The sequence below is a fragment of the Sphingobium sp. DN12 genome, assembly GCF_051058005.1.
In the GTDB taxonomy this organism is placed as follows: domain Bacteria; phylum Pseudomonadota; class Alphaproteobacteria; order Sphingomonadales; family Sphingomonadaceae; genus Sphingobium; species Sphingobium yanoikuyae.
In genome coordinates, this window is record NZ_CP173720.1 from 27,694 (window position 1) to 47,701 (window position 20,008).

The 20,008-nt window shown below is 61.4% G+C and carries 31 protein-coding genes; 27 read left to right on the forward strand and 4 right to left on the reverse strand.

Annotation, left to right across the window (positions count from 1 at the left end; genetic code table 11):
• Positions 1-97 precede the first annotated feature (97 nt).
• From ACI6S0_RS26710 to ACI6S0_RS26750, 9 genes are all read left to right on the forward strand, one after another.
• Complete coding sequence (locus ACI6S0_RS26710; RefSeq protein ID WP_021319980.1) at positions 98-1,873, forward strand: ParB/RepB/Spo0J family partition protein; 1,776 nt, start codon at positions 98-100, stop codon at positions 1,871-1,873.
• Positions 1,874-2,356: 483 nt separating this feature from the next.
• Entirely contained in the window at positions 2,357-3,229 is an 873-nt protein-coding gene (locus ACI6S0_RS26715; RefSeq protein ID WP_004213405.1) for an ArdC family protein, read from the forward strand.
• Positions 3,230-3,376: 147 nt separating this feature from the next.
• Positions 3,377-3,637 (forward strand): hypothetical protein, encoded by a 261-nt coding sequence (locus tag ACI6S0_RS26720; RefSeq protein WP_006968047.1) that lies wholly within the window; start codon positions 3,377-3,379, stop codon positions 3,635-3,637.
• 3 nt (positions 3,638-3,640) lie between these two features.
• On the forward strand, positions 3,641-4,921 hold the full coding sequence (locus ACI6S0_RS26725; RefSeq protein WP_006968049.1) for a Fic/DOC family protein: 1,281 nt from the start codon (positions 3,641-3,643) through the stop codon (positions 4,919-4,921).
• A 327-nt stretch (positions 4,922-5,248) separates the two neighbouring features.
• Complete coding sequence (locus tag ACI6S0_RS26730; RefSeq protein WP_013054018.1) at positions 5,249-5,638, forward strand: DUF3768 domain-containing protein; 390 nt, start codon at positions 5,249-5,251, stop codon at positions 5,636-5,638.
• Between the two features lie 11 nt (positions 5,639-5,649).
• The gene (locus ACI6S0_RS26735) at positions 5,650-5,937 is read left to right on the forward strand and encodes a hypothetical protein (RefSeq protein ID WP_006953883.1); all 288 of its coding nucleotides are present in this window, start codon (positions 5,650-5,652) and stop codon (positions 5,935-5,937) included.
• Complete coding sequence (locus ACI6S0_RS26740; RefSeq protein ID WP_004213311.1) at positions 5,934-6,200, forward strand: hypothetical protein; 267 nt, start codon at positions 5,934-5,936, stop codon at positions 6,198-6,200. Before ACI6S0_RS26735 ends, ACI6S0_RS26740 begins: the two co-directional genes overlap by 4 nt.
• A gap of 12 nt (positions 6,201-6,212) precedes the next feature.
• Positions 6,213-6,422, forward strand: a complete 210-nt coding sequence (locus ACI6S0_RS26745) for a hypothetical protein (protein ID WP_004213310.1) — start codon at positions 6,213-6,215, stop codon at positions 6,420-6,422.
• Complete coding sequence (locus ACI6S0_RS26750) at positions 6,419-6,952, forward strand: hypothetical protein (protein ID WP_007016089.1); 534 nt, start codon at positions 6,419-6,421, stop codon at positions 6,950-6,952. Before ACI6S0_RS26745 ends, ACI6S0_RS26750 begins: the two co-directional genes overlap by 4 nt.
• Positions 6,953-6,993: 41 nt before the next feature.
• Here the strand turns inward: ACI6S0_RS26750 and ACI6S0_RS26755 are convergent, their stop codons facing one another.
• The gene (locus ACI6S0_RS26755; protein ID WP_006953889.1) at positions 6,994-7,284 is read right to left on the reverse strand and encodes a hypothetical protein; all 291 of its coding nucleotides are present in this window, start codon (positions 7,282-7,284) and stop codon (positions 6,994-6,996) included.
• Positions 7,285-7,749: 465 nt separating this feature from the next.
• Between ACI6S0_RS26755 and ACI6S0_RS26760 the strand changes: the two genes are divergently transcribed.
• The 9 genes from ACI6S0_RS26760 (at position 7,750) to ACI6S0_RS26800 (ending at position 12,172) form a co-directional block, all read left to right on the forward strand.
• Complete coding sequence (locus tag ACI6S0_RS26760; protein ID WP_006953891.1) at positions 7,750-7,986, forward strand: hypothetical protein; 237 nt, start codon at positions 7,750-7,752, stop codon at positions 7,984-7,986.
• Positions 7,987-8,385: 399 nt separating this feature from the next.
• Positions 8,386-8,646 (forward strand): hypothetical protein, encoded by a 261-nt coding sequence (locus tag ACI6S0_RS26765; RefSeq protein ID WP_006953895.1) that lies wholly within the window; start codon positions 8,386-8,388, stop codon positions 8,644-8,646.
• 496 nt (positions 8,647-9,142) lie between these two features.
• Positions 9,143-9,391, forward strand: coding sequence for a hypothetical protein (locus ACI6S0_RS26770; protein ID WP_006953897.1), 249 nt, complete (start codon positions 9,143-9,145; stop codon positions 9,389-9,391).
• Entirely contained in the window at positions 9,388-9,666 is a 279-nt protein-coding gene (locus ACI6S0_RS26775) for a hypothetical protein (RefSeq protein WP_228168060.1), read from the forward strand. Before ACI6S0_RS26770 ends, ACI6S0_RS26775 begins: the two co-directional genes overlap by 4 nt.
• Positions 9,667-9,677: 11 nt before the next feature.
• Positions 9,678-10,298, forward strand: coding sequence for a DUF6884 domain-containing protein (locus tag ACI6S0_RS26780; RefSeq protein WP_007016086.1), 621 nt, complete (start codon positions 9,678-9,680; stop codon positions 10,296-10,298).
• 256 nt (positions 10,299-10,554) lie between these two features.
• Positions 10,555-10,812, forward strand: coding sequence for a hypothetical protein (locus ACI6S0_RS26785; RefSeq protein ID WP_006953903.1), 258 nt, complete (start codon positions 10,555-10,557; stop codon positions 10,810-10,812).
• A gap of 221 nt (positions 10,813-11,033) precedes the next feature.
• Positions 11,034-11,351 carry a hypothetical protein gene (locus ACI6S0_RS26790; protein ID WP_006953908.1) on the forward strand — a complete coding sequence of 106 codons (318 nt, stop codon included), beginning with the start codon at positions 11,034-11,036 and terminating at the stop codon, positions 11,349-11,351.
• 297 nt (positions 11,352-11,648) lie between these two features.
• On the forward strand, positions 11,649-11,870 hold the full coding sequence (locus ACI6S0_RS26795) for a hypothetical protein (protein ID WP_004213291.1): 222 nt from the start codon (positions 11,649-11,651) through the stop codon (positions 11,868-11,870).
• A gap of 62 nt (positions 11,871-11,932) precedes the next feature.
• Positions 11,933-12,172: a hypothetical protein gene (locus ACI6S0_RS26800; protein WP_006953912.1), complete on the forward strand. Its 240-nt coding sequence runs from the start codon at positions 11,933-11,935 to the stop codon at positions 12,170-12,172.
• A gap of 17 nt (positions 12,173-12,189) precedes the next feature.
• Here ACI6S0_RS26800 and ACI6S0_RS26805 read toward each other — a convergent pair whose 3' ends face one another.
• Together ACI6S0_RS26805 and ACI6S0_RS26810 are read right to left on the reverse strand one after the other, a co-directional pair.
• Complete coding sequence (locus tag ACI6S0_RS26805; RefSeq protein ID WP_225870704.1) at positions 12,190-12,450, reverse strand: hypothetical protein; 261 nt, start codon at positions 12,448-12,450, stop codon at positions 12,190-12,192.
• A 32-nt stretch (positions 12,451-12,482) separates the two neighbouring features.
• Positions 12,483-12,740: a helix-turn-helix domain-containing protein gene (locus ACI6S0_RS26810; RefSeq protein ID WP_081215339.1), complete on the reverse strand. Its 258-nt coding sequence runs from the start codon at positions 12,738-12,740 to the stop codon at positions 12,483-12,485.
• A 125-nt stretch (positions 12,741-12,865) separates the two neighbouring features.
• Between ACI6S0_RS26810 and ACI6S0_RS26815 the strand changes: the two genes are divergently transcribed.
• The 9 genes from ACI6S0_RS26815 to ACI6S0_RS26855 all read left to right on the forward strand — a co-directional run bounded on the left by ACI6S0_RS26815 (position 12,866) and on the right by ACI6S0_RS26855 (position 19,315).
• On the forward strand, positions 12,866-13,624 hold the full coding sequence (locus ACI6S0_RS26815; RefSeq protein WP_051768229.1) for a sigma factor-like helix-turn-helix DNA-binding protein: 759 nt from the start codon (positions 12,866-12,868) through the stop codon (positions 13,622-13,624).
• Positions 13,614-14,306 carry a recombinase family protein gene (locus ACI6S0_RS26820; RefSeq protein ID WP_030540873.1) on the forward strand — a complete coding sequence of 231 codons (693 nt, stop codon included), beginning with the start codon at positions 13,614-13,616 and terminating at the stop codon, positions 14,304-14,306. The genes ACI6S0_RS26815 and ACI6S0_RS26820 overlap by 11 nt, the downstream gene beginning before the upstream one ends.
• 393 nt (positions 14,307-14,699) lie before the next feature.
• Complete coding sequence (locus tag ACI6S0_RS26825; RefSeq protein ID WP_030540874.1) at positions 14,700-15,014, forward strand: single-stranded DNA-binding protein; 315 nt, start codon at positions 14,700-14,702, stop codon at positions 15,012-15,014.
• Positions 15,015-15,122: 108 nt separating this feature from the next.
• Positions 15,123-15,374 carry a helix-turn-helix transcriptional regulator gene (locus ACI6S0_RS26830; protein ID WP_059153604.1) on the forward strand — a complete coding sequence of 84 codons (252 nt, stop codon included), beginning with the start codon at positions 15,123-15,125 and terminating at the stop codon, positions 15,372-15,374.
• A 9-nt stretch (positions 15,375-15,383) separates the two neighbouring features.
• Complete coding sequence (locus ACI6S0_RS26835) at positions 15,384-15,731, forward strand: hypothetical protein (protein WP_228168057.1); 348 nt, start codon at positions 15,384-15,386, stop codon at positions 15,729-15,731.
• A gap of 30 nt (positions 15,732-15,761) precedes the next feature.
• Positions 15,762-16,520, forward strand: coding sequence for a ParA family protein (locus tag ACI6S0_RS26840; RefSeq protein WP_197524567.1), 759 nt, complete (start codon positions 15,762-15,764; stop codon positions 16,518-16,520).
• Positions 16,517-17,542: a ParB/RepB/Spo0J family partition protein gene (locus ACI6S0_RS26845; RefSeq protein WP_059153603.1), complete on the forward strand. Its 1,026-nt coding sequence runs from the start codon at positions 16,517-16,519 to the stop codon at positions 17,540-17,542. The genes ACI6S0_RS26840 and ACI6S0_RS26845 overlap by 4 nt, the downstream gene beginning before the upstream one ends.
• Before the next feature lie 191 nt (positions 17,543-17,733).
• Entirely contained in the window at positions 17,734-18,285 is a 552-nt protein-coding gene (mobC, locus tag ACI6S0_RS26850; RefSeq protein WP_021245545.1) for a plasmid mobilization relaxosome protein MobC, read from the forward strand.
• A complete protein-coding gene (locus tag ACI6S0_RS26855) occupies positions 18,272-19,315 on the forward strand; it encodes a relaxase/mobilization nuclease domain-containing protein (protein ID WP_021245546.1) in 1,044 nt (347 codons plus the stop codon). The genes mobC and ACI6S0_RS26855 overlap by 14 nt, the downstream gene beginning before the upstream one ends.
• Here the strand turns inward: ACI6S0_RS26855 and ACI6S0_RS26860 are convergent, their stop codons facing one another.
• Complete coding sequence (locus ACI6S0_RS26860; protein WP_020819802.1) at positions 19,316-19,546, reverse strand: hypothetical protein; 231 nt, start codon at positions 19,544-19,546, stop codon at positions 19,316-19,318.
• Positions 19,547-20,008: the final 462 nt, after the last annotated feature.

Genomic DNA, 20,008 nt, shown 5'->3' on the forward strand with positions numbered 1-20,008 from the left:
ACTCCCATCGATTTTGCTCCCCCCTCCCCATCCCGCGCTTCGCCAGCGGGTCAGAGCCGCAGGCCGCAGGCAGCGGCTTCGCCTAAAGGAGTGAAAAATGACCATCCAGACCATCCAACTGAACAAGCTGGCGCTTTCCGACCTCAACGTGCGGAAGGTGAAGCCCAAGGAAATCGAAGCCCTCGCCGCCGACATTCAGGCGCGGGGCGTGCTGCAAAACCTGATCGGCTATGATGAAGACGGCAAAATCAGGATTTGCGCCGGAGGGCGGCGCTATCGGGCCTTGAAGCTGTTGCAGAAGGCAAAGGCCATCCCCGGCACTTTCGAGGTTCCCGTTGAAATCCGCAGCAAGGACGAGGCGCTGGAAATCTCGCTTGCCGAGAACGCGCAGCGCGAGGACATGCACCCCGCCGATGCCATCGCAGCCTATCGGGCGATCATCGACAGCGGCAAGGACGTTGACGATGTTGCAGCATCGTTCGGCGTCTCCCCGGCCTATGTCCGCCGCGTGTTGAAGCTGGCGGCGCTGCACCCGACCATTCTCAAAGCCTTCCAGAAAGACGAAATCGGCATGGGCGCGGCGCAGGCTTTCGCGCTGACCGACGATCAGGACCGCCAGCTTGAGGTTTTCAAGCGCACCGGCGACAACGCCCACCAAATCCGCGCCATGCTCACCCAGGAGAAGGTTGCCGATACCGACAAGCATTTTCGCATTGTAGGCGAGGAAGCCTATTGCGCCGCAGGCGGCACCTTCACCACCGATCTTTTCGGAGAACGTCGCTATTGCGATGATGCGGGCCTTGTCATGGACCTTGTGCAAGATCGGCTCGACGCCATCGCCAAGGCGGCGCGCGAAGATGGCTGGCGCGATGCAGAAGGGCAGCTCTACCGGCCTGATTCCTACTGGATGCGCGGCCATCTGGAACCCGCTGGCGAGCGCGATCCGACCGAGGAAGAAACCGCGCAGCTGGTCGAGATCGAGGCGGCAATCGCCAAGCGGGAAAGCGAGGTGGACGAGGACGATCACGACTATGACGACGAGTTGCGCGCCCTGACCCGCAAACAGGACGCTATCGTATCGGCTTGCCGCGTTTTCACCGCCGAGCAGAAGGCCGAGCACTCGCTTATCGTCTTCATCGGCCATGACGGTATCGAACAGGTCGCGTTCACCCGCACCGCCAAGGGCACCGCCGCCGATGGCCCCAAGCCTCCTCGCCCCGACTACTCGCAGAAAGTCATGGATCAGCTGGGCGGCATCCGCACGATGGCGGTTCGGGAAGCCCTTGCCAGCGACCCGGAGCTGGCGCTGGACGTGCTCTTAACGGGCCTCTTGGGGCAGGTTCGCGGCAACGCTTATTCGTGGCAACAAGCCGCCGAAATCACCGCCGAGAAGAACCGCTTCCATGTTGACGATGCGGTCATGGGCCATTCCACGATTGCCGACATTGACGAGATCGCAAGGGCCGATCTTGACCGCTTGGCCGAAACACCCACGCTGGACGACATGCGCCAGATGGACAGCGAAGCGAAATTGCGGCTGCTGGCCTACTGCGTTGCCTCGCAGATCACGAGCCTTTCGTTCCACAGCGACCGCGACCGCCAGCTGGCGCAGATCGTCGGAGCCGCGCAGATCAACATGGCCGACAAGTGGGAACCTAATCAGGTATTCTATGACCAGCTTAGCAAGGCCACGCTCTTGAAGCTGCTGGCCGAAGGTTGCGGCAACGACGCTGTAGAGAATTGCCAGACCATGAAGCGCTCTGACCTTGCCGTGACGGTCAACGAGCGCCTTGCGGGGCGGCGCATCCTGCCCCCCGCCCTTCGACCCTCTGCCTTGCCCGATGCCGCCGATAGCGAAAGCCAAGCGGCATGACGGCACGGGGAGCGCGCTTCACTCCCGCGCTCCCCGCAAACTTGGGGGCGGTGGCAGCTGCCACCGCCCGGCCTTTGCGATTAGCGAATGCGCCTGTTGAGGAAGAAAATCCCGATGGGTGCGACGAACAGCACAAAATCATGCAAGCCGCCGCCAAAATGAGCGGCCAGGGCCGCGCGCTTCGTAGTCTGTCAGCTGCCACATAGGATCGAGCGGCCCAGGGCCGCGCTCCGTCAGTGGTGGCAGCTGCCACCGGGGGAACACCAAGGGCACCCGCCCTTTCGTTCCCGAAGCATAATCGACAGGACCGGGTTGCCCGACAAGTTCGGCCAGTTCCGGCGCGCTCGCGCGCGCCGGGGCCTCCCTAGTCGCGCCGCCCGCACCACTCCCATCGATTTTGCTCCCCCCTCCCCATCCCGCGCTTCGCCAGCGGGTCAGAGCCGCAGGCCGCAGGCAGCGGCTTCGCCTAAAGGAGTGAGGAAAATGGCTAAGGAAACGAACCGGATCGACATTTATCAGGCCGTCACCGACGACATTCTTGCGATGCTCGAAGCGGGCACCAAGCCTTGGGTGAAGCCGTGGAGCGGTGGGCCGACCATTCCGCTCCGGCACAATGGGGTCGCCTATCGTGGGATCAACGTCCTCAGCCTTTGGGCCAGCGCCATGCGTCAGGGCTTCGCCTCCCCCTATTGGCTGACCTTCAAACAGGCATTGGAGCTTGGCGGCAATGTCCGGAAGGGCAGCAAGGGGACCACCGTTGTCTATGCTAACAAGCTTGTCGTGAAGGACTCCGAGACGGACGACGAGCGCGCCATTCCGTTTCTGAAACGATACACGGTTTTCAATGCCGATCAGGTCGAGGGACTGGACGGCAAATATCCCGCGCCCGCCCCGATCATTACCAATCCCGAAACCCGCGACGTTGAGCTTGAAGTGATGTTCTCTCGCATCGACGCAACCGTTCGCATCGGCGGATCGCAAGCCTATTACCACACCCGCGACGACTATATCCAAATGCCTGCTTTTGAAGCGTTCCATTCCGCCGACGACTACTATGCCACGCTTGCGCACGAGGCCGTGCATCATGCAGGGCATGAAAGCCGCCTCAACCGGAAAACCCTGATTTCAACGAGCCGCGCCGACTATGCGAGGGACGAGCTCGTAGCCGAGCTGGGCGCATCCTTCATCGGCGCGATTGTCGGTTTCAAGGTCGAGGAACGCGAAGACCATGCCGCGTATATCGAGCACTGGTTGACCGCGCTCCGCAACGACAAGCGCGCGATTTTCGAGGCTGCCCGTGAGGCTCAGAACGCCGCCGACTACCTGTTGGCGATGATGACCGACCAAGCGGATTGAATGACCCGCCCTGCTAAATGCACGAGACGCCGCGCAAGCGCGGCGTCCCATTTCAGGAAAGTGAAATATGGGGGCTACTCAATGTGGTTTATATACAAATCCCGACATGTTAACTATGGGCGGGAGCAGGTCGTTTTTAGGTGCAAAATGGAAAATATCATCGACACCTACAGGAATCGCATCAAGGCGATGGGGTATGAGCCGCGTCGGCAGGAAGAGATTCCTGACGTGATGGCAGCTTATTGCGAAGCAATCGCAAATTGCAAGATTGAAGGACTTGAATTGGTTTCGGATGACCACTCTTTTTGTTTGCTGTTGGTCGAAACCCAAATTCCCGTCGATGTGGCGATTGGTCTGGCGCAGGACTACAACCGTGATGTTCTGTCCCGCCAGAAACTCGCTGCATGACAGGTGAGCGACCCTTACACCTGGCGTAACAGCGACGTTCTTCGGAACAAGCTGGGAATCCGCGACGATAATATCCTCAAGGAGCGAGAAGCTTTCTTCTCGGTTGTCCGACATGGCGAGCTGGTTGTGCAGCGCGCCGCGCCGGCGACGAACGCGCGCGAGTATCGCGAACTGCACAATCATCTGTTTCAGGACGTATATGATTGGGCGGGGCGCTTTCGGACTGTGGACATAAGCAAACCCGGCAGCACTTTTGCCCGAGCGCACTTCATTGCCCGCAGCATGGAGCACGAATTTAAGCAGCTGCCCGACCTCCAAACCCTCAAGTCGATGGATCGTGATCGCTTTGCGGATACCATGGGGCGGCATATTTCCGAATTAAATGCCGTTCATCCGTTCCGTGAGGGCAATGGTCGCACCATGCGGCTGCACTTGCAGCTACATTCCCTTGCGGCCGAGAAATTCGTCTCGATCCAGGCAATGGGGCCGAAGGACTGGATGGAGGCGAGCCGCGACAGCTTCCATACTGGAAATCACGCCTCCCTCGCCAAAGTCATCCGTGATGCCATGCCCCTCGAACAGAACCGCGTCGAGCCAGCGCGTGGGCCAGCGGGCATCGCGTTTCCACCCTCGATGGAATCTCTCATGCCAGTTGGCGAACGACGCGCAATGAGTATCGAGCAGGCCAAGGATCAAATCAGCCGTTACCTACCTACTGCGCAAACCGTTGCGTCGCGGCAGCATGAGCAGCTTAATCGGATCGCGGAAACGTCCGCTGACATGCGCCAGCTGGCCGCGCGTTCAGCGCAGGAGCTTGCCTTTTTCCGCGATCCCAAAGGGCCGATGCACCACCTTCAGCTGATTGAGCAACGCCGCTATCATCAGATCGAAGTCAATTGGTCCGAGGGTATGGACCCGCTGCAAAGAGTCCGCGCCATCAGCGCGGGCGCCGCAGATTTCCTTTCGAAAATGACCGACCGCGACATTCAGGCCGCCGATCGCGCGCTACGTCTGCAAGTCATGCCTCCCGGCGTCAGTCAGGTTGATCTACGCCTTGCCGCGCAATTCGAGAAAAACTCGCCTGAGCAGAACCGCGCCGATGCCAGGTTCGCGCAATTCCAGCTCGCCATTGATAAGCGCGTCGCGACAGCTACCGAGCGCGGCGCATCGAAGGAACAGCTGGCGCAGATCGTCGAAAGCGCAAAGGCCCATGTCGCCGCAACATTGCGCGAAGGCAAATCACCGACGCCGACCGCCGAGAAATCAAAGGACCGCGAGCGCTGAAAATGAGCGGCCAGGGCCGCGCGCTTCGTAGTCTGTCAGCTGCCACATAGGATCGAGCGGCCCAGGGCCGCGCTCCGTCAGTGGTGGCAGCTGCCACCGGGGGAACACCAAGGGCACCCGCCCTTTCGTTCCCGAAGCATAATCGACAGGACCGGGTTGCCCGACAAGTTCGGCCAGTTCCGGCGCGCTCGCGCGCGCCGGGGCCTCCCTAGTCGCGCCGCCCGCACCACTCCCATCGATTTTGCTCCCCCCTCCCCATCCCGCGCTTCGCCAGCGGGTCAGAGCCGCAGGCCGCAGGCAGCGGCTTCGCCTAAAGGAGTGAGGAAAATGGAAGCGACAACTGACCAGATCGCCACCGTTGCGGCGCTGAACGACATTGCGCGGCGAACGATGGGCGTGACTTGTCGCACCGTGATTACGCAAGGCATCGCGGCGCTGGACGAGAATACGCAGTCCGACATTCTCAAGATGATCGAGGGCTTTGAGGATTTCACACCCGACAACGATCCTCACGGCGAGCATGACGCCGGTTTCCTTTATCGCGATGTGATCGGCCAATGGCATACCCGCTGGACTGACGACAGCACGCGCCCAGCCCTCTCGGTCATGTGGAAGTTCGACTATTACGACCGCGATCTTGAATTTGGCAGCGCCGAACCATGGAATCCCGATGCCACAACCCGCGTGCTCACCATTCTCCTAACCAGCGAATATTGAGGGAGGCCACCATGACCAAATCGCCCCCCGTGATCGAGCTTAGCTGGCGTGATGAGAATTACGGTTCCGTCTGCGCTGTCGCCGCCTTCCGCAACTATGCGGGCACACTGGATTGGAGCGACCGCACCCACCAGCGGTTTCGCGGATGCCTGAAACGCGCAGGCTTCGCCTTCCACGATGGCCGGTGCAGCTACATCGCCACCAGCGGCACCCGCGAGGATCGGCAGCGCGCCCTTTGTGACGAGCTGGCCCGCGCAGGCTTCCAGATCGACAGCGGCGACGTGAGGGCAGAGGCATGAACCGCGAACGCCGCAAGCAGATCGCCGCCGCCCGCGTGCTGATCGACAAGGGCAAGGCCCTGTTGGATGAGGCGCGCGACATGCTCGAAACCGTCAAGGATGACGAGCAGGCCGCCCGCGAAAATCTGCCACCCAGTCTTGAGGACAGCGAACGCGCGCAGGCGATGGACGCCGCAGTTTCCGAACTGGAAAGCGCGATTTCAGCCCTTGAAGACTTCGACGCCGACGAGATCGGCACGCAACTCGACACCGCCAGCGAATAGGAAGGATTGACCATGCAACCCATGCGCCACCTAGATCGAGACACGCGCCGCGCCCGCCTTCTGGCGGCGCGCACGCGCCCCGTCGGCGGCATCAACCGGCGCGGCATCTTCACCGGCCATTGGGACGGTGGCGATGTTGTGCGCCAGTTTCGCGGCGATAACGGATCGTGGATCGGCCTTGCCGCCTACAAGGCGAAGGAAGAGCCGGAGCCGCAGCCATGAAAATCAGCAACACGGCGAGCGCCGTTCGCGTCACCCTCTCCCCCACCGAGATCAGCGATTTGCAATTTGTGATCGAGGCGGCCGAGCGCGCGGGGCATTATATGCCCGCGCGCGTCCTCAACATCATGGCGGCGCTGACGCGCAGCGCCGACGATGTTCGGATGAAACAGGCCATGAAGCGGGCGGAAAAAGATCGCGTGACGCGGATCGAGCAGGACCGACGCGCGCGCGAACGCCAATTCATGCTAGGCGACCGATACAGCGTCATGGCGAGCCGCGCCGACTACGCCGATGCGTCTTCTGATCCGGACGCGCGCCAATGGGTTGACCTGGTGTTTCATGAAATCATGCAGAGGCCGCTTCCCGATCAATACGAACTCCGGCGCGACGTGTGGCGTGTCCACGTTGTCCAACTGGACGGCGGCACGCTCGGCGCTGTTGTAGGCGGCGATTGCACTCAAACCGCCGACCCCGCCGAAATTACTTCCGTAGCGGAACAGCTGATCGCCCGCTTCGAGGCCAGAGCTTGACGCGCGTGGAGCGGTGGCAGCTGCCACCGCTCCAGAGAGATCTAGAATCTGGCGATGAGAGGCAGCAGCGCCGCCGCTTGGCTTCCCAGGACCGGCACCCAATAATTCGCGGCGCGGTAATCAGGGCCGTGATCGACCGCCATCACCCCAAAGACATATCCGATCATTGGCAGCGTCCACAGCAGACGCCCGCCCAGGTCCACGCCCATCAGCACCAGCGCAACGCCAAGCACAGCCCAAAGCGGAATCAGTCGTTCCATGATTTCGCGATGACGGATTATTCGCCATGCACTTTCCCGGTCATCGGCGCTAACCTGCGATACGAGGCCCATAGCTTCCCCTTTTCATCAACGGTCGCCGGCGATCATCCAACGGCTTCACGAAAATGTGAAGCGCGTTTCGCGCGCATTCTCGCCAATCCGTTGTATAGCCCCCATCGAGCGAGGGCGAGGGACTGTGACAGCGGCCCTTCGCAAATCCTCTCGCTCAAAGGAGGTGATGTGATTTGACAGCATATGAAGCAGCTCAATTGACGATCGCAGCCGTCGCGCTCGTGATCGCAATTGTGAAGCTGGGGAAGTCCGATAAGGGCTGATCTAGCGGGGCGGGTGGTCTGACAGGGCCGCCCGCCCTAAATGTTTGAACCCGCCGTGTGACAGCACGGCGGGTTCAGGTAGGTGCGTGAAATGAATCAGCACACGAAGCATTGCCTATATAGCCCTTTTCCCTTGCCAATCCAATAACCGACGCGCGCGCGAGGTGTTCCCCGTCTGTTCCCTTTGGCGCATAAGCGCCCAATGGCCGCGAACTACAACCGCCCCAAGCCCATTGATCCTATCTGGTATCGGCAAGGCTGCTATCTGCGCATCTATTGCGCTTGCGGTCGCCGCGTTGTCGCCCCGCTGGGCGACTTCGCCCGCTCGCGCCGCATTTCTTTCGATACCCGCATTTACGAGCTGATCGCGCGGCTTCGGTGCAGCCAGTGCCGCCGCAAGCCTTATGCGGACGTGTCGCGCAACCGCTCGGGCAATTAAAATGACGGAGGATCCGATTGCTCGGATGCTTCCGGCGCTATCCGTTGGGCATGTCGCCGGCGACATGCCGCAGCGTCCTCTAGGTCACCGCTATGCTATGACCTGGCGGGCGCTTTTCCCTAGATTGAGGCGGCAATGCCGCCGCGTCCGCTGTTCGACTTTGGGGCCTGTTCCTGCCCCCTGCCGCAAGGGCTGGACCGTCTCGGCCGCTGTGCGGCCTCGCTTGGCGATCAGGCGGGTTTCCCCGCCCTTCCTTCGCTACGCTCCGTGCAGGACGGGTGATCCCCCTCCCCCCTGATCGGCCCTGATTTGCGGCATTCCCCGGCCCTGCTCGCCGCTGGGCAGAAGTCGATGACCCGTCATCGCCTTCGGCTCCATTCTAGGCAGGGAAAACAGCACATGACCGACATTCCGTTGGCAACGATTCTTCGGATCAACGCCGCCCGCACCATTCCGCTCGCTCGCTATGAGGAAGAGGGCAATTTTGACCGCTTCGGCTACATCAAAGACCTTGCCGAAAATCATGGCGCTGACCTTCCCGCCGTCATCGAGATTGCCGACCTACTAGGACCGGATGAAGATTTTGACGGCCTTGTGACCACCATCGAGGACGCCGCCGAGGGCTTCGGCTTTGGTGCTCTTATCCTCGGGGGGGCGTGAGCATGGGCCAGGAGCTTATGACGCCCGCGCAGATTGCGGATATTTGCGACGGCCGAGACAAGGCCATAGCCCTTTGGCTCGGCCTCTATGACACCTACCATGCAACCCGCGACGAGGCGGCGCGCCTGACCCTTGGCGGCCCACTATCGCTGTCATGTGGCCGCGACTGGACCGAGGACACGTTGACTCGCGCTTTCAGCTGCCACCGCCTGTCCTGGCGCAGATTGAGGCGGCAAGCCGCCGCGCTGATTTGTCGCGTTTGGGGCCTGTTCCTGCCCCCTGCCGCAAGGGCTAGACCGTCTCCGCCGCTGCGCGGCTCCGCTTGGCGATCAGGCGGGTTTCCCCGCCCTTCCTTCGCTGCGCTCCGTGCAGGGCGGGTGATCCCCCTCCCCCCTGATCGGCCCCGTTTGCGGCATTCCCCGGCCCAGCGTCGCCCGCTTTCGGCAGAAGTCGATGACCCGTCATCGCCTTCGGCTCAATTAGGAAGGGAAAGCCCATGAAAATCCGTATCTACCGCCAGACCGAGCAGGACTTTGACCGAATCGAGATCGAGGGCGCGACCTTTGAAACCATCGTCAGCCGGGCAGCGGTCGAGGGGCTTCAATGCAGCGGTTACAACAGCAATCCGAGCCAGCGGCTTGAGTTGCAGGGCGCACCGAAATTCAAGGGCGTTTGCGGTCCTATGTGGGATGGCGATGCGATCCGCTACGAGTGCAGCGCCACCTATGCGGAGTTGAGCGCATGAGCGCCGCCGCCGCGATACGCGCCGCGTTGCTTCGCAGCTTTTCCGCGCCGTCGCCCTGCCAGCAGGAACGCGGGGCCGAGCATTGGCCGATCAATCTTCACGGACCTTGCGCCGAGGATAAGGCATGGTCCTTCATCATCGGGATCGAGGATGGTTGGTTTTCCTATGATCGTTCCGGGCATCTGCAATGGTCCCCCATGGGCCGCGACCGTTACGCGGCAGGCGATAGCGCCAGCTTCACCGAGGCGAGCGGCCAGACCGCTTTCGCCTTTTGAGGGGATCGAGCATGGCCCGCCATTGCATCCGCGAACCTCGCTACGTTCCCCCGGTGCAGCGCATCGGGGAGCAACCCGACTTGTTCGGTGGACCGACCCTTAGCCACGTTGCCGAGCGCCAAGGACCGCCGAAAGGATGGCAGCGCCAATTGCAGAAATGGGGCCGCTGCACCGTCATTGCCGATCTTGAGGCAGCGCCGCCGTCTGTCATCGACCCTCCCCCGTCCCCGTCTCCGGTTTTCCTTGTCGCTTGCGTTGCTGCGAAGCTGGACCGCCCCGCCCCGGCGCGCGATCTTTACGCATCGCCATGGTTCCAGAAGGCCCGTGCCTATGTCGAACGACAGGGCGGCGCATGGTTCATCCTGTCAGCAAAGCATGGCCTGATCGCCCCGGAAACCGTCATCGCGCGCTATGACGAAACGCTAGGCGCGATGAAGGCAGGCGCGCGCCGCCTTTGGGGCGCGCGCGTGATCGAAGCAATGGCCGAGCAGATCGACGCCGCCGCGCCGCTGATCGTTCTCGCAGGCCGCAACTATCGCGATCCCCTTTGGCCGCAGATCGAACGGCGCGCATCGGTTCCGATGGAGGGGCTTGGAATCGGTCAGCAGCTCGCTTGGTTAAGCGACAACTGAAAGCGAGAATTGTCGCGGTCCATGCGCAACTTCGCGCGATGCGCTTCGAGGGGGCATCTGTTTGTCGCGCCGCCCTTTCAATCTATCCAACGCCATTTGGCGTTGTGAGTTTGAGGATTATAGGCCCATCAACGGCCCAAGCCCCCCGGTAGGGCCGCCCACTCTCGGCAAGCGCAAATGGCGTAGTTTGCGCTTGCCGGGAGACCAGTTGCCCTCTCTATATGGCAAGGTGACTGCCCCCACACCGACAGCGCCCTTGTGGACCCAAGATCAGGCCATTGCCTATGAGGCAGCCCTTGAGGCCATCAACGATGTTATCGCCGGTTACAGCGAGCAGATCGCGCTTGAGCATGGTCGCGTTGTGCCGAACACGGCGCGGATCGCTTGGCTCGAAATGCGGACGGATCAGGCATCGGCCACCGGCCATGCGCTCAATGTGATGGATGATGAGAATGTCCGACAAACGCTGCTGGAATACAGCGCGATCGTTCGGGCGCGAGACGGCGCAGGGTGAAGGTCCGCCCGATGGGCGGGCGTTAGTTCGTTAAATCCCCCCGTCAGTGTCTTCCTAGCATGAGGGCTGCACCAGGCCGCATCAAGGATCGGCGGTTCCCCCAATTTGCTGCGCAAATCGGCTCCCCCACCGCCCGCTAGCGCGGCCGCTTCGCGGTCCCTGACCCGACCCGGCGCTGCCCTCCCCTTGGCCTCGCCAATTCCGGCAACAAGGAGGTTGTTATGTCTCATCGTCTGTTCGCTCAGCTGGCTTTCGAGCGTGCGCTTGGAAATGCTGCGATCGAGGCGCTGGCGACCGCGTTGAACGATAAGGATCATTTCGACGCGGAAAGCATGTGGCCGAAAGACCCGATGTTTATCGGCAAGACGAGTGCTGACATCGAGGCGGTTGCGGCCGAGCTGGGCCAGATCATCGAGGACCGTATCAAGGACGTGCTCGACGGCCCCGGCATCCGCAACATCGAGCGCGGCGAATGCGTCTATCCGCAAGTCGTCGCGGTCGTGCTGGCGGCCAAGGCGAAGCGCGGCCAATCCGGCTGACGCCGGAGGGGCGGGCTTAGCCCGCCCCTTTTCGCCCGCTGGGCGAAACCGATGATCTCGGTGCCATGCAGAGCGCGGGACGGGGCATCGAACCCCGCCCCGCGCAATCTCTTCTCTCTGTGTGTCGTGGCATTTTGGCATGGGTGCGCGCCAGCTTTCAAGGATCGGCGGTTCCCCCAATTTGCTGCGCAAATCGGCTCCCCCACCGCCCGCTACCGCGGCCGCTTCGCGGTCCCTGACAGCCGGCGCCGGTGCCCATGCCGGGTGTCTCCCGTCACCAACGAGAAGGAGAACCGGATGCACATCAAATTGTTTAGAGCACTGAAAGCGGCTAATCTGTCCGACGACGCCGCAGCGGAAGTTGTAGAGGCTATTGAGGAGTATATCGCCGTGAAGGTTCAGGAGGCGAACAAGGGAATCGAAAGCAAGCTGACGGCACAAACTTGGGTCATCGGCAGCGTCGGTTTCGTCCTCGCAGTCATCGGCCTCGCGCCCGCTTTCATCAAACTGTTCCAGTAAGACAAAGGGAGGCTTCGGCCTCCCTTTTTTTGCCGAACCGACTGATTGTCAGGAGACGCAAATTGACCGACTTCGCACAAGCACGGCTCGATATGTTCGAGAGCGGTTTATTCGGCCAGGGCAATGCTTTCTGGCGCTGGATCGCCACGGACGAGGCGCGGCCCTATCTGGCCGCTTTCGCCGCCGATCGCGCGCCACCCAGCGGAAGCGAGTTTTTCGCGGCCGATCTTACCGCCGAGGATCTACTTGATTCCGATCACCTGGCCGAGCTTGCCCAGAAGATCGAAGCGGCTCACGGCTAGCGCCGTGCGCGCCGGGGCTATTTGCGAGCAGATGTGCGCTGTTGCTCCGCCACGTCGCGGATCATAGCTGCCCAGCATCCCAAGATCATGCCCTCTTCATTATCGACTTCGCTTGTGGCGACCGCATAGATACCCAGCAAGTTTGCAACCTCGCTCGCCTCGACAATGCCTTGACGCGCAAGCAGCGTGGCAAACATCGAGAGTGCTCCCCCCATTGCCCGCACCAGCGGCGCATCTTGTAGCAGTCGGTCAAATTCGCGGGGCGGGTTACTGGACATAGATTGTTCCGATCAAATAAAGCGACTGCCTTTCAGGACTTGTCGCGGGAAGTGCTATCCGCTGCCAATAATTCGACAGCCGATAATCCGAAAGCATCGGCAAGGCTCTCCAAGGTAGCAAGCGTTGGATTACCATGTCCGCGCACCATGTATGAAATATGTGACGCCGCAACGCCCGAGCGTTCGGACAACTCCCCTTGAGTTATGCCTAGTTTCTTTAGTTCGCGAGCGATGTTGGCCCCGAGCTGGGCCATCAACGGCGATGTTCGTTTCAGGTATATGGTTGGCATCGTGTTCGCGTCCTTCTGGCTAGGCGCAGAATGTCGGCACGGGCAGCATGGCGCAATAGGGTTGCTCTAGAAGCTATTTGCGCCATGGCTTTCGCGCCTAGCGCAGATGGTATAGATTGTGCGCCATGTTCGTGCTGGAACATGGGATAATGAACATGCAGTCACCGATCGCGCTGTTTAATGCGAAGCTTGCCAAGACGGCGAACCATAGCGCAACGGCTTCGGCTGATAGCCTCGGCGGCAGCGCGATCGAGCGGATCAACGATCCTCACATTATGGACAAACTGCTAGCAACTCTCGAACCGCGAGAAGAGCAAATTGTGCGCCTAAGGATTGGTGGTCCCGAGGGGGAAGCGCAAACGCAGCGAACAGTGGCAAGTGTGGTGGGGCTTTCGCCTGGTTCGATCGGACAGATCGAAGCAAAGGCCTACAGACGGATGCGATGGGTGATGAACAATCTCGGCACGGACGCGGCCGTGCTCGATGCGCTCATTGCGAAGCGAAATGCTGATAGGGCGCGGGAAGAGGAAGTTGCCGCTAGCGCGGCCGAAGCAGCGGCCAGAGAGCAGGACCAAAAAAGGATTGATGCTCGACACCGCGATGAAAGGCGGCGCGCGAAAGCTCGAAAGCGAGCGTGGGAGCGCCAGCTACGCAAGGCGGAGGAACAGCACCAGGCCTTGAATGATGAGGCGGCTTATCTTGCGCAGCGCATAATCGCGCTAGAAGGACGGAACCGGGTCATTCGCATGTTTCTCCCCCGCAATTCTGAGCTTGAGCGATTGCGCGCAAGAGCGCGCCAGTGCGGAATTGAAATCGCACAAGCGGACGCAGGCATTGCCAAGCTTCGCTCATCGCCGCCCGAGGGGCCTGACCTTGCTGACTGAGAACGTTCCTTCCCCTGCCCCACAGATTGCCCGCGTCTATCTGCGCGTCAGCACCGACGCGCAGGATTTGCGTCGCCAAGACGCGATCGTGGGCGAAGCAAAGGCCGCAGGCTACTATGTCGCGGCGGTCTATCGAGAGAAGGCATCGGGTGCCCGCGCCGACCGCCCCGAGCTTTTGCGAATGATTGCCGATCTTCAACCCGGCGAAGTAGTGATCGCGGAGAAGATCGACCGGATAAGTCGTCTCCCCTTGACCGAGGCTGAGCAGCTGGTTGAGACAATTCGTGCGCGAGGCGCGCGACTTGCCATTCCCGGCGTCGTGGACCTGTCCGACCTCGCGGCCGATGCCGATGGCATCGCCCGCATCGTGCTCGAATCTGTTCAGGCGATGCTCTTGAAGATCGCCTTACAGATGGCCCACGACGATTACACCGATCGCCGCGAGCGACAGCGCCAGGGTATCGCCTTGGCAAAAGCCGCAGGTCGCAGCGGAGGGCGCAAAGGCGATCGGGCAACGCACGCCCGCATTGTGGCATTGCGCGAGGCGGGCAAGAGCATTGCCAAAACGGCAGAGCTGGCCGATTGCGACCGCAGCACAGTCAAGCGAGTATGGGCGGCGCATCGCGCCGCCCAGGTGCAAGAACCCAGCCCTCAGCGAAATCACCGTGAGCGGAAACGCTGATTGCCCTTTCTGTTCGGCTTCGCGCCGGTGGCAGCTGCCACCGGCAGTCCCCTGCCCGCGTCAACGGACTGCCAGCCAGGGAAAGAGCGGCGGAGCCGCGACAGGGTTTTCCAATCGCCCCCATGCCGATCGAGCGCAGCGACCTATGGGCGCCAATGGCCGGTGGCAGCTGCCACCACCGCCAGTCCAAATTGCTGCATCTACTCGGGCGGTTTCCTTTGGGCGTTGCTGTCTGACGGATACGAACTGCGCATCGCCACTAATGCGGGCAAGCAGAAAACCGGCCTTCGGCCTTGGGTTTCCGCAAGCGGACCCTCCCATTTTCAGCTTGCCCGCGTGGCTCAGCTCCGCCGCAAAAAATCCGTCAGCAACGCTTATCCAAAGGAGACTACCATGCAGAACATCGCTGAATTTCGGATCATCGGCCGCGTTGGCAGTGTCGATACGACCGATAAAGTCACCCACGTTTCCGTCGCCGCGAACTACAACCGCAAGGATGGCGATGAATGGAAGACCGATACGCACTGGAACCGTGTGACGTTCTTCCGCCAGCTGGCAGAGCGCGCCGCTGATCTGGGCAAGGGCGACCTCGTTCACATCACCGGACGGGTCCGCCAGAACAGCTACGAGAGCAATGGCGAAACCCGCTACTCGGTGGACCTGATCGCTGAGGGGCTGGGCATCCTGACGAGGGGCGGGGCTGATTAAGCCCCCTCCCTTTCCCCATAAGACGGGCGGCCTAGCGGCCGCCCTTTTTTGTGGACAATGCCTCTCATAGACCCTAACGATAATAGGGTTTAATTTTGCGAGGCATTTGTGGCGGCCAAACTGTTCAATCGTGTAGCGAGCTTGCGCATCGCTGCCGGACTTACGCAATCCGAGCTGGCGGCGAGGATTCACGTCTCACCTGAAACAGTCGCCGCCATCGAGAACGGCAGGCAGGACGCCACTTTGATAACGGCGCTCCGAATGTCCCACGCACTGCGAACTCAAGTGCCGAACATCTTTAGGGAGCAGCCTTTCCCTAAGCTGATCGGCTCCGATCGAGGCGAGAGCCGCACAGCTTAGGAGGTCACTATGCGCCGTCAGATCGTCAGCAAACTCCGGCGTGCAGCAAGCGCGCTACGGACGGCTATGCTTTTGGCGTGGCTTATCCTGCTGATCGCAGCTGGCGCGCTCATGCTGATCGTGGCTCTTATTGTCGCCACGCTGGCCCACGCTGCCTTTGGCTGGTGGGGCGTGGCCGTGGTCGCAGCTTTCGTGCTGGCGGCTATCTTCGGCAAAGATCCACCGACCGAACCAACCAGCCCGCGTCGCAAGCGCAAGGGCCTTCACCTGAATGACGATCCGAACCCATGGTATATGCAGTCGCAGTATCGCTTCGGATCGGGAAATAGCGCCGCCCATAACCGCTGGCACAAGTAGCCCGTGGCGCAGCCATTGAAGGGATTCTCAATGCGAACAATCGTAGTGACTAATGAGCGCGGTGGCATCGGCAAGACCACGCTTACCTGTCATATCGCGTGGCATCTGGCCGAGCAGGGCAAGCGTGTCGTGGTCCTTGACCTGGACAAGCAATGCCACAGTGCCGGAATGCTGAAAGCCGAGTTCGAGCAGATCGGGCCGGTTCAGTCGATACTCGACTTCGCCCCCGTCGAGGAACCTCCGGCGCTGGCTTGCTTCAAGAACACGAGGCAAGTGGTCGAACTGACGACTGACGGCCCGCAGCAGGGCCAGCACATCGCCGCCTATGTTCGCGCCATTCGTGCCGGCCTTGCCAAGCACTACGACTATTGCGTGATCGACACGGCCCCGGCTTGGGATGGCCGCAACCTTATGGCGCTGATCGCATCCGATTATGTCGCGGTGCCTTTAGACCCCGACAAAACCGCACGGCAATCGCTCAACGAGATTTCGCAAAGCATCAGCCTTGCCAATAAGGTTCGGGGGGAGGGCAACGAAACCCGCTTCGGGATCGTGTTCAATCGTGTGCAGACGACGAGTGAAGTGTCTAAAATGCTCATGGAGCGGATCGGGCAGGCGCTACCCGCCAATGTTGTCCCGCATACCATCCCGCACCGCGAGCATATGCGCGAGGCGGCCCTTCTCGAAATTCCCGTGTGGCGACTTGCCAAGGATACGCGCCGCAGCGCGCCGGTCCTGCGCGAAGTCGTCTCCTACATTGTCGATCAAGCTGAGAGGGAAGCCGCATGAGCAAGGCAGCTGTCAAACCGGCGAAGAAGAGCTTTGCCGACTTCGATATGGACGCGATGGATTTTTCGGCCGTCCCCGCGAATACCGAGTTCAAGGCAGCTGGGCGGTTTCAGCGCCTTCCGCTCGCTGACATTGATCCAGACCCCGCGCAGGTTCGCCGGGAGTTCGACCAGGCCGAGATTGATGCACTGGCCGCGACCATCAAGGACCGCGGCTTGCTGCAACCCATCGTCGTCGCGCCAACATCGAACGGCCGCTACATCATCCGATACGGCGAGCGGCGCTACCGCGCGTGCCGCCAGCTTGGTTTCGACCAGATCGACACCGTTCTGGATCAGGCCGACGCCGAACGCGATATTGGCCTCGACCAGTTTCTTGAGAACGAACAACGCCAAGCCCTAAGTCTGGCCGAGCGCGTCAGTTTCATCGCGAGCCGCGTCAGTGACACGCTTTCGACAAAGGATCTAGCCGCGCGCATCGCCAAGCCGCATTCGGAAGTGAAGCGCCTCTACTCGCTGCGCACCTTGCCCGAGGACATTCTTGCCGCGTTGAAGAATTGTTCTCCGCGCGCCGCCGTCGCCATCAAACACGCGATCGAGCTGGACGAGGAGGCCACGCGCAATTTCGTGGTCACGAATGAAAATCCGACAGCCGCCGCCTGCGAGCAGTTTCTTGCCACGCTCCAAGGCGGTCCCGATGAAGAGAGCGCTCAGGCCGGCGCCGCTAAACCGAATGACGATTCAGCGCTGCCCCAAGAATCGCGCGCGCCGGTGGCAGCTGCCACCAGTGCAGCAGATGAGCGTCGGGAGCGGCCCGAACTGGATGCCGGCGACGACGAGCGGGAAGGGGAGGGCGCTGCGCTTGCCGAGCGTTCCGATCACAAGCCGCGCACCCCCCGTCAGCCGAAAGAGGCCAACGACGCACCGGCCATCATCATTCAGGGCCGTCGCGGGATTGTTCTCAGCGGCCAGGTCACGGTTCGGTTCGACGGCGAGGCTGCGCCCCAAACCTTCGACTTCTGATAGCTTTTACCGTCCACGTTCACTCAGCATTGAGGCGGCGTGGAATTTTGAAGCGGTGGCAGTTGCCACCGCTTTTTGTTTGTGGGGTAGGTATCTACTTTATGGCAGGATAAGCCTTGCGGCGGCTAATGTTAACCGATACGCTCAATCCTATCGGATCGCGCTTCACGGTTGGGAGATACCTACCCCACATGGAAAAGACGCTGGGCTTCAAGATCGAGGCGGCCAAGCTCGCAAAGATCGACGCGCTCGCGCAGACGAGGGGAGGGCGCGGCCCCTTCATGCGTCAGCTGGTTGACGCGGTGCTCAGGCAGTCCGGGGCGGCCATCGAGGCCGCGCCTGTTGCCGACCGCGAGGCCGCTGGCGAGCACCGCCTTTATCTTCGGCCCACCGAAACCGAACTGGCCGTGATCCGCCATCGCGCAAAGGAGCGCCGCATGACCCCGGCGACCTGGGCGATGGCTCTTGTGCGGCGACACATCGGCATTGCCGCGCCTGTCGATCGCGAGTTGCGCGAAGAGCTGTTGAATTGCCGTCAGGCGTTACAGCGCATTGGCCGCAACGTGAATCAGATCGCCCGAGCGGCGAACAAGATGGCGCTGGCGGACAATGCAGCGGAGATCGCCGGCGAGCTGCATAAGGTCAACGACCTGCGCGCGGCGATCGGCGCGGCCGTCGAAGGTATCGGTGCAGCCACGAAGGCCGATCTTGTCTATTGGGAGGTGCCCGGTGAGCGACTTTGACAGCAGCTTTGAGGCGGGCCAGCTCGCCGCGCTGTTCAAACCAAAGCTGACCAGCGACCCGAACAGGCGCGGCGCCGACATGTTGCTGCGCTCGCTTAGTTCGAGGCGAGCAGGCCAGGGCGGGAGCACCCGGGCGCGGCTTGCTCGCATTGTCAGCCGTGCTCCGGAGGTCATGGTCAAGGTTACGGGCAGGCCGAAGGGCAAGAACCACGCGGCTGCGCATTTCGACTATATCGGCCGAAAAGGCGATGTGCCGCTTGAAACGCGCGATGGCGACATTCTGACTGACAAGGAAGATCGGGCGGCGCTGGCGCGCGATTGGGGCGATCCTGTCTATTGGCGTGACAATTCTACCGTAGCCGCCGTGAGCATGGTTTTTTCGATGCCGGCAGGCACAGACCCCGACAAGGTTCTTTCAGCGGTGCGCGAAGTCGCGCGGAGCGAGATCGGGCATGAGTGGGATTACGTCCTGGCGCTGCATACGGACACACCACGGCCTCACGTGCATGTGACGGTTGCAGCGCGCGGTGACACGGGGAAACGCTTCAACCCGCGACCTCAAACGCTGCATCATTACCGGGAGCGCTTTGCCGAGGAATTGCGGGCGAGGGGGGTTACTGCCGAGGCAACGCCTCGCGCAGCGCGCGGTGTCGGCCGAGCTGGTCAAAGCATGGCCCTGAATCGGATGCGGCAGCGCTACATGGCCGGCACCGCACCTGCACCGTTTGCCAATCAGAAGATCACTGCGGCCGCGCGAGACCAGCTGGCGGGGCGGTCCACCGCTCCGGATTTCGTGGTGCGCGGGCGGCAGGCATGGACTGAGACGCAACACCGCTATCTAGCCGCCGCCAAGCGCCTTGAGGCAAGCAGCGATCCAGCTGACCGCCAGCTTGCCGACCAGGTGCGGCAATTTGTGGGGGCAGGGCGAACGCCTACAATTCATGAGCGATCGGTAGCCGCGATGGAGCGGAAGCGGCAGAGCGAACGATCTAGGAACCGCGATCGTTCGCGGGAAGGGCCAGGACGATAGTTACTGGCCGTGCTTGGTCCAGCCAACGCTGTTTGCGCGTTCCAAAGCGACCAAGGCGTCTGATACCGCCTTCTGCGCGACTAGAAGATAACCTTCGGCAATACTGGGCCATGTTAACTCATCGAACGGATTTGTGACGTTGCCGTTGAAATAATCGAGAGCTTCATGGGCGCGTGCAGCCGCCTCGATTACCTTGGCGGTTTGTTTCTTTGCCCTGTCAGATTTCTTCATCGTGCCTCATGAGGCCATAGCCCATCAAGAGATCGCAAGCGGTGGCAGCTGCCACCGCTCTACCTTCCGTCAGTTTTGAGCCCGCCACGATCTACGGACAGCTGGGGTATCATCGGATACTTTAAGGCTTCACGCTCCCGCGCCCGACCTTCATCTATCCCGTATGATGCGCCAATCATCAAACCTACGAAGAACACGGGGATCATGAGCAGGAGCATCGAGCCGAAGCGTGCTCTACGGCGAGAGCTTTGGATCGCGAGCGCATCACGTTGCAGCTTGAGGGCTGTTATGATCGTCTCGGTAGCAAGGGTGATTTCATGGGCGTCGTCGCCCACATTTGTAAGCAATTGCTCAACGTGAGAACGGCGGAGCAATATTCGGCCACGCTAGTGGCGGGATAGTCCCGCTGCGGGCGGCGTAAAAGTCGTCCACCTTGAAGCCTTTCTGCCAAGTCAGGGAGGT